Source organism: Clostridium sp. UBA6640, assembly GCF_002455975.1.
Classification (GTDB): Bacteria; Bacillota; Clostridia; order Clostridiales; family Clostridiaceae; genus Clostridium_J.
Window position 1 is genome coordinate 14,088 of record NZ_DKLM01000020.1, and the last position, 7,895, is coordinate 21,982.

At 29.4% G+C, this 7,895-nt stretch carries 9 protein-coding genes; all 9 read left to right on the plus strand.

Features of this window, described 5'->3' with window-relative positions:
* Window positions 1-71: 71 nt before the first annotated feature.
* Window positions 72-1,160, plus strand: coding sequence for a 3-dehydroquinate synthase (aroB, locus tag B2W91_RS02660; protein ID WP_291578736.1), 1,089 nt, complete (start codon window positions 72-74; stop codon window positions 1,158-1,160).
* A gap of 1 nt (window position 1,161) precedes the next feature.
* Window positions 1,162-1,854: a 5'-methylthioadenosine/adenosylhomocysteine nucleosidase gene (locus B2W91_RS02665; RefSeq protein ID WP_291578737.1), complete on the plus strand. Its 693-nt coding sequence runs from the start codon at window positions 1,162-1,164 to the stop codon at window positions 1,852-1,854.
* Window positions 1,855-1,865: 11 nt separating this feature from the next.
* Window positions 1,866-2,666 (plus strand): 3-deoxy-7-phosphoheptulonate synthase, encoded by an 801-nt coding sequence (aroF, locus tag B2W91_RS02670; protein ID WP_291578738.1) that lies wholly within the window; start codon window positions 1,866-1,868, stop codon window positions 2,664-2,666.
* A 13-nt stretch (window positions 2,667-2,679) separates the two neighbouring features.
* Window positions 2,680-3,981, plus strand: coding sequence for a 3-phosphoshikimate 1-carboxyvinyltransferase (gene aroA / locus B2W91_RS02675; RefSeq protein WP_291578739.1), 1,302 nt, complete (start codon window positions 2,680-2,682; stop codon window positions 3,979-3,981).
* Window positions 3,982-4,054: 73 nt separating this feature from the next.
* Window positions 4,055-4,663: a TraR/DksA C4-type zinc finger protein gene (locus B2W91_RS02680; protein WP_291578740.1), complete on the plus strand. Its 609-nt coding sequence runs from the start codon at window positions 4,055-4,057 to the stop codon at window positions 4,661-4,663.
* Window positions 4,664-4,721: 58 nt separating this feature from the next.
* Window positions 4,722-5,174, plus strand: a complete 453-nt coding sequence (lspA, locus tag B2W91_RS02685; protein WP_291578741.1) for a signal peptidase II — start codon at window positions 4,722-4,724, stop codon at window positions 5,172-5,174.
* Window positions 5,174-6,094, plus strand: a complete 921-nt coding sequence (locus tag B2W91_RS02690) for an RluA family pseudouridine synthase (protein WP_291578742.1) — start codon at window positions 5,174-5,176, stop codon at window positions 6,092-6,094. Before lspA ends, B2W91_RS02690 begins: the two co-directional genes overlap by 1 nt.
* A 12-nt stretch (window positions 6,095-6,106) precedes the next feature.
* Window positions 6,107-6,643, plus strand: coding sequence for a bifunctional pyr operon transcriptional regulator/uracil phosphoribosyltransferase PyrR (gene pyrR / locus B2W91_RS02695; protein WP_291578743.1), 537 nt, complete (start codon window positions 6,107-6,109; stop codon window positions 6,641-6,643).
* A gap of 10 nt (window positions 6,644-6,653) precedes the next feature.
* A complete protein-coding gene (locus B2W91_RS02700) occupies window positions 6,654-7,766 on the plus strand; it encodes a THUMP domain-containing class I SAM-dependent RNA methyltransferase (RefSeq protein WP_291578744.1) in 1,113 nt (370 codons plus the stop codon).
* Window positions 7,767-7,895: the final 129 nt, after the last annotated feature.

A 7,895-nucleotide genomic window follows, 5' to 3' on the forward strand; every position in this document is an offset into this window, starting at 1 on the left:
AAATTAAAATCATGCATAAATTAGATTTTCATTAAGGAACCCTATAGATGTAGTTTTTAAGGAGAAGGTATATGAAAGAAATCTGTATAAATAATAAAAACAAAAATTATAAGGTTTATATAGATAATGATATTAGTAAAATATTTTTAGCTTTTAATGAGCATAAATTAAAAAGTACAGATAAATTTTATATAATAACTGATGATAAAGTTTATTCATTGTATGAAAAAGAGCTAAAATTACTGATGAAAAATTATAATTATAAGATTTTTGTTTTTAATCAGGGAGAAGAAAATAAAACGTATAAAACTGTAGAAAAAATTTATAATTTTTTAATGGAAAATAATGCAGATCGAAATAGTATATTAATTGCTTTTGGTGGAGGTATTGTTGGAGATATAGTTGGGTTTGTAGCTGCAACATTTATGAGAGGTATAAAATATATAAATGTGCCTACTACACTAATATCTCAGGTAGATAGTGCTATAGGCGGTAAAGTAGCTTATAATATAAAGGGAATTAAAAATGCTATAGGTTGTTTTTATGATCCTATATTTGTCTTTGTTTCAGTTAACTTTCTAAAGACTTTAAATAAATTGCAGTTTATAAGTGGCCTTGGTGAAGTTATAAAATATGGTCTTATAGAAAGTCCAGAGCTATTAAAGTATATAAAAGAAAATGTTAAAGCTATAATGGAATTAGAAAATGATAAATTATTATATATAGTTAAAGAATGTTTGAAAATTAAGGCTTCAGTAGTTGAAAAAGATTACCAGGATCTAGGACATAGAAATGTGTTAAATTTTGGACATACTATAGGGCATGCTATAGAATCAGATTCAAATTATTTAGTTCCACATGGTATAGCAGTAGCGCTCGGTAGTTTAGCTTCCATAAAAATATCTGAAATGAAATTAAATTCGAATGCAAATGTCTATAAAGAGATAGAAGATCTCTATAAAAAAATGAATATAGAAACCTTTTACAAAGTTGACAATTTAGACTTGTTTTTGTATTCTATAAAGCATGATAAGAAAATGGAAGGTAATAATATAAAGTTTACATTACTAGAAGATGTTGGTGCTTGTAAAATAAAAATAGATGTTAGTGAAAAGGAAATAATAGAAGCATTAAAGGAAAGTATAGGAAGGAGTTATTAATATGACAATTGGAATAATAGGTGCCATGGAAGAAGAGGTACAAATTTTAATAGATGAAATGCAGGTTGAAAGCAAAATTGAAAAGGCAAATATGTGTTTTAATAAAGGTAGGATTTTTGGCAAAGAAGTAGTAATTGTAAAGAGTGGAATAGGTAAAGTAAATGCAGCTGTTTGTACTCAAATATTAGTAGATGATTATAAGGCAAATGCTGTTATAAATGTTGGAATAGCTGGAGGTATAGGGGAAGAAATATATCCAGGGGATATAGTAATTGCTAGTGACTTAGTTCAACATGATATGGATACTTCAGCTTTCGGAGACAAGATAGGACAGATTCCACGAATGGATGTTTTTGATTTTAAATGTGATAGTGAACTTATAAAATGTGCAAAAGGGGCTTGCAAAGACCTTAAGGACCATAAAAGTTTTGTTGGAAGAATAGTATCAGGGGATCAATTTATTGCAGATGTAGAGAAAATTAGATGGTTAAAAAATGAATTTGAAGCTTTAGCATGCGAAATGGAAGGTGCTAGTATAGCTCATGTTGCGCATTTAAATAACATTCCTTTTATAATAATACGATCTATATCAGATAATGCAAATAATGGTGCTCATATGGATTATGAGAAATTTAAAGACATAGCAGTAGAAAACTCCAACAACATATTAAAAAGCATGTTAAGAGCTATGTAGGTGAGCATCTTATGGAAAATTTATTAGTAGGAAATAATAGCGGTCCTAAAATAACAGTTAAAGTAAAAGATATAACTATTGGTGAGAAAGAAAAAATAATAATATCTGGTCCTTGTTCCGTGGAAAATTATGATACTATGAAAGAAATTGGAAAGAACTTAAAAGATATGGGAGTACATATTTTAAGAGGAGGAGCCTTTAAACCTCGAACTTCTCCTTACGATTTTCAAGGACTTAAATATGAAGGTATAAAAATTCTTCATGAGGTAGGAAAAGAGTTTAACATGCCTATAGTAACAGAAATAATGGATGCAAGAGATATTGAAAAATGTATAGATTATATAGATATGATACAAGTAGGGTCAAGAAATATGTACAATTATACATTGCTTAAAGAATTAGGTAAGTGTAATTTACCTATATTATTAAAAAGAGGTATGAGTGCTACATTAACTGAGTGGCTCAATGCTGCAGAATATATTATGTCTAGTGGAAATGAAAGTGTAGTGCTTTGTGAAAGAGGTATTAGATCCTTTGAAACTTATACCAGAAATACTTTAGATTTGAATAGCGTAGCGGTAATAAAAGAAAAATGTAGAATACCAATAATTGTAGATCCTAGTCATGGAACAGGTAGAAGAGAACTAGTAGAAAGAATGGCTATAGCAAGTATTGCTAGTGGAGCTGATGGAGTTATGATAGAAAGTCATATAGAGCCAGATAAGGCAATTTCTGATTCAAAGCAAACCGTATCTATGGATATAATGAAATCTATAGTTTCAAAAGTTAATGAGTTAAAAAATATTTTTTAGGAGATATAACTCTATGGATTTAGTAGTTGAAGGATATAAGAAGTTTAAAGATTTAATTATTAATGTACCTGGAGATAAATCTATTGCACATAGATCCTTAATAATTGGTTCTATACCAAAGGGGAATTATGATATTTATAATTTCCCACTTAGTGAAGATTGTTTATCAACAGCTCAATGTATGAAGAAATTAGGAGTTGATATTGTTTTACATGAAGATAAACTATCTGTAACTTCGCCAGGTTATAAAAATTTCAATGATAAAGTAGAAGTTTTAAACGTGAACAATTCTGGAACTTCCGCAAGATTGCTAAGTGGGCTTTTAAGTGGATGTAATATAGAAACTACACTAATTGGAGATAATTCATTGAGTAATAGACCAATGAAAAGAATTGTAGAGCCTTTAAGATTAATGGGAGCAAATATTTGTTGTAAAGATGAAAAACTTCCTTTGGAATTTAAAAAAAATAATGGATTAAAAAGTATTAAATATGAGCTTCCTGTTGCATCTGCACAAGTAAAATCCTGTATTTTAATTGGAGGATATTTATCAAAAGGAAGAACAGAAGTCATAGAAAAGATACCTACTAGAGATCATACAGAAAATATGTTTAAATATCTAGGATGCCATATTGAAAAAAAAGAAAACAGTATTTTTATAGAGAATTCATCCATGGATTCAAAGGATATATTTGTCCCTGGAGATCCTTCTTCAGCAGCTTTCTTGATTGGAGCAACCTTATTAGGAGAAAAATCTTCTATAAAAATTGAAAATGTTCTATTAAATAGTGGAAGAATAAAGTATATTGAAATCCTAAAAAAAATGGGTGGCAAAATTACGGTAAGTAATAAAGGTTATATAAATGAGGAACCTGTAGGAGATGTTACAGTTTATAGTAGTAATTTAAATGGAGTAATTGTAGAGAGTGAAGATATACCTAGTATTATAGATGAAATACCAATGTTAAGTGTGGTTGCAGCCTTTAGTAGTGGAAAAACTGTATTTAAAGAAATAGAGGAGCTAAAATATAAGGAGTGTAACAGGATAGAAGCTATAATAAACAACTTAGAGAATTTAGGAGTAGAGGCATGTTATAATGATAATAATATTGAAATATTAGGATTAAATCATTATATTAAAAAAGATGTCTATATAAATTCTTATAAGGATCACAGAATTGCACTAGCCTTTTTAATAGCCTCTATGAGGAATAGAGGAATAACTACTATTGGTGATTATCAATGCAGCAATGTTTCCTTTCCTAATTCATTAATGTGTTTTAAAAATATTATAAATATAATTGATGAATTGTAATAAAATTTAGTTATATTGAGAAAATAATTAAGAGTAGTAAATTTATTAGCTTTTATTTGAGGAGTGGATAAAAATGGACAAAACTAGGCTTAATTATTTTAGAGATAAGTTATTAAAGGAAAAGAACAAGGTAAATCAGATAATAGATCAAATTGAAAGCAATGGGACTGTAAATTCAAATGTGGAGATGTCTTCTGAGCTTTCACATTATGATAATCATGGAGCAGATGCAGCAGGAAATCTAGTTGATATACAGAGAGATAGGGCGCTTAAGGGCAATGAAGTAGCTATTTTAAATAAAATAGATAATGCACTTAAAAACATAGAAAGTGGAGAATATGGCAACTGCAAAATATGTAAGAAGCCTATACCACAAGGAAGGCTAGAATTTATTCCTTATGCTGAACACTGTGTACATTGTCAAAATAGCACAAATGATGCTGTTCCTGATGATATTAATAATAGGCCTTCAGAAGAGAGAGTATTAGGACTTCCTTTTAGATATGGCTTTAATGATAATACATCTTTAGTAGGATTTGATGCAGAAGATAGCTATCAAGCAGTAGCTAGATTTAATGCTATGGATAATGTATATGATGAAGATTATGATGATGACAATTATTATGTAGATCATATGGATTTAATTAGTAATGAACAGTATAAAAATCAATTACCAGACTAAAAATTTATTTATATAATATTTCTGATAGCTAGGCTATCNNACTCTAGGGGGAGCAACTATGGCGTTAGAATTTATAATTATATTTTTAGGCATGATTTTAGATAGATTATCTAAAATATGGGCACTAAAGGTTTTAAAAAATAATGAAGGAATAGAAATAATAAAAAATCTACTTTCCTTTGAGTATTTAGAAAATAGAGGAGCAGCTTTTGGAATGCTTCAAAATAAGGTATGGTTCTTAGTAATTACTACTTTTTTAGTTATAGGAGTTATATTATTTTATCTAATTAAATATAAACCTAAATCTCTTTTAACTAGAATAAGCTTTGCTATGATAATATCAGGAGCTATAGGTAATTTTTATGATAGGGTAGTTTATAAATATGTTGTAGATTTTATCTTGGTACATTATAAAGATGTTTATCATTTTCCAACGTTTAATGTGGCAGATATATTTGTAACTTTAGGAACAATAGGACTAATAATTTGTATAATAAGGAACGAAGTTTAATGAAAATAGAAAGATTAGAAGTAAAAGAAAATGATATAAATAAAAGGCTAGATGTATTTATCTCAGAGAGGTTAGAAGGTAAATCTCGTTCTTATGTTCAAGGGTTGATTGAAGAAGAAAAGGTTAAGGTTAATGAAAAATTTAAAAAAAGTAATTATAAACTTAAATTAAATGATTCAGTTATTATAGAGATTCCAGAAGCTACAACTTTGGAGGTAGAAAAGGAAGATATACCTCTTGATATTCTTTATGAAGATAATGACGTTATAGTGATAAATAAGCCTCAGGATATGGTGGTGCATCCAGCACCAGGGAATTATAGTGGTACTTTAGTAAATGCACTATTATACCATTGTAATGATCTGTCAGGAATTAACGGAGTTGTAAGGCCAGGTATAGTACATCGTATTGATAAAGATACTTCAGGGATTCTAGTTATAGCTAAAAATGATAATGCTCATAATAAGCTAGCAGAACAACTTAAGGAACATAGTATGACAAGAACATACTATGCCTTAGTAGAAGGTAAGCTAAAAGAAGATAGTGGTACTATAAATGCTCCAATAGGAAGACATCCTGTGGAAAGAATTAAAATGGCAGTGGTAAAAAATAATGGTAAGGAAGCTACAACTCATTATAAAGTTTTAGAAAGATTTAATCATTATACCTTGGTGAGGTGCAATTTAGAAACAGGTAGAACACATCAAATTAGAGTACATATGGCTTATATAGGTCATCCCTTAGTGGGAGATACAGTATATGGATTTAAGAAACAAAAGTTTAAATTACAAGGACAAGTATTACATGCTAAAGAATTAGGATTTATACATCCTACTACAAATGAATATATGAAATTTACTTCAAATATACCAAAATATTTTGAGGATTTAATTGGAAATTTAAGAAAAAGTGATATATAAGGAGTGGTTATTGTGGAATTTAAATCTGTATTATTAGATAAGACGGCAATAAAAAGAACTTTGACAAGAGTAGCTCATGAAATAATTGAAAAAAATAAAGGAATTGATAATTTAGTATTGGTAGGTATAAAAAGTAGAGGAGTGCCTATAGCTGAAAGACTTGCAGATTTAATTGAAGTTTTCGAAGGAACAAGATTAGAAGTTGGAAGCGTAGATGTAACCTTATATAGAGATGATTTAACAATGATTTCGCCAGAACCTAGATTAAATGATAAAAACATAAATGTACCTATTGAAGGTAAAAAGATAATATTGGTTGATGATGTTTTATATACCGGAAGAACTGCAAGAGCTGCCATTGATGCTATAATCGATTTAGGACGTCCAGAAATGATTCAGCTGGCTGTTTTAGTAGATAGAGGACATAGGGAGCTACCAATAAGAGCAGATTACGTTGGAAAGAATATACCTACATCAAAAAAAGAAATTATATCTGTTATGATTGAGGAATTTGATGGAGAGGATTCAGTAAAAATTTTAGAAAGCTAGGAGAAAACTTATGATGTATACGATTGTTGCTACTACTACCTTTGGATTAGAAGCTATAACTGCTAAAGAACTTAAAGAGTTAGGTTATGAAGATTTAAAGGTGGAAAATGGAAAAGTAACTTTTGAAGGAGATGAGATGGATATTGCTATTTGTAATATTCATCTTAGAACTGCTGAGAGAGTATTTATTAAAATGGCAGAATTTAAGGCGACGACCTTTGAAGAGCTTTTTCAAGGAACTTTAAAGGTAGATTGGGGAGAGTTAATACCACAAGATGGGAAAATGCACGTAATAGGAAAGTCAGTTAAGTCTACTCTTTTTAGTGTGCCAGACTGTCAAAGTATTGTTAAAAAGGCAATAGTAGAAAAAATGAAGGAAAAGTACAATACTAATTGGTTTAGTGAAGATGGACCAATTTATAAAATAGAAATAGCTCTGTTAAAAGATTTAGCTACACTTTCAATAGATACTTCAGGAGCAGGTTTACATAAAAGAGGATATAGAGAAAATGCAGGATCAGCACCACTTAAGGAGACCTTAGCTGCAGCAATGGTATTATTAAGTAAATATGATGGATCAAGAATTTTAGCAGATCCTCTCTGTGGATCTGGAACTATTGCAATAGAAGCAGCTATGATTGCTAGAAATATTGCACCAGGTGTAAATAGAAAATTTGAAAGTGAGAACTGGCCTAATTTTGATAAAGAAGTTTGGGATCAGGTTAGGCAAGGTGCTAAAAGTGCAGAAAATAATAGTGAACTTGAAATTTTAGCCTCAGACATAGATGGTAGAGTATTGAGAACGGCTATGAACAATGCAATTAAAGCTGGAGTAGATGACTGTATAAAGTTCCAAAGACTTCCTATGCAAAGCTTTAGTTCAAAGAAAAAACGTGGGATAATAATTACTAATCCTCCTTATGGTGAAAGACTTTTAGAAGAAGATGAAGTTAAAAATTTATATAGGGACTTTTCAAAGGTGTATAGTGACCTAAATGATTGGTCTTGTTACATACTTACTTCATATGAAGATTTCCAAAAATGTTTTGGAAGAAAAGCAGATAAAAATAGAAAACTATATAATGGAAGATTATTATGCTATTATTATCAATATAATATATAAAAAAGTGGTGATTATAGCGATATGATGTGAAAACTTAAAGTATACTTTGGAAAATAAGTTTTCTATAAAATAGCTTAAATCCTTAGAAATTAAGAATTAATAATGAAGAATGAAGAATTAGGGATGAAA

Coding starts and splice junctions, on each gene's coding strand:
- aroB (WP_291578736.1), top strand. CDS start 72: ATGAAAGAAATCTGTATAAATAATAAAAACAAAAATTATAAGGTTTAT.
- B2W91_RS02665 (WP_291578737.1), top strand. CDS start 1,162: ATGACAATTGGAATAATAGGTGCCATGGAAGAAGAGGTACAAATTTTA.
- aroF (WP_291578738.1), top strand. CDS start 1,866: ATGGAAAATTTATTAGTAGGAAATAATAGCGGTCCTAAAATAACAGTT.
- aroA (WP_291578739.1), top strand. CDS start 2,680: ATGGATTTAGTAGTTGAAGGATATAAGAAGTTTAAAGATTTAATTATT.
- B2W91_RS02680 (WP_291578740.1), top strand. CDS start 4,055: ATGGACAAAACTAGGCTTAATTATTTTAGAGATAAGTTATTAAAGGAA.
- lspA (WP_291578741.1), top strand. CDS start 4,722: ATGGCGTTAGAATTTATAATTATATTTTTAGGCATGATTTTAGATAGA.
- B2W91_RS02690 (WP_291578742.1), top strand. CDS start 5,174: ATGAAAATAGAAAGATTAGAAGTAAAAGAAAATGATATAAATAAAAGG.
- B2W91_RS02700 (WP_291578744.1), top strand. CDS start 6,654: ATGATGTATACGATTGTTGCTACTACTACCTTTGGATTAGAAGCTATA.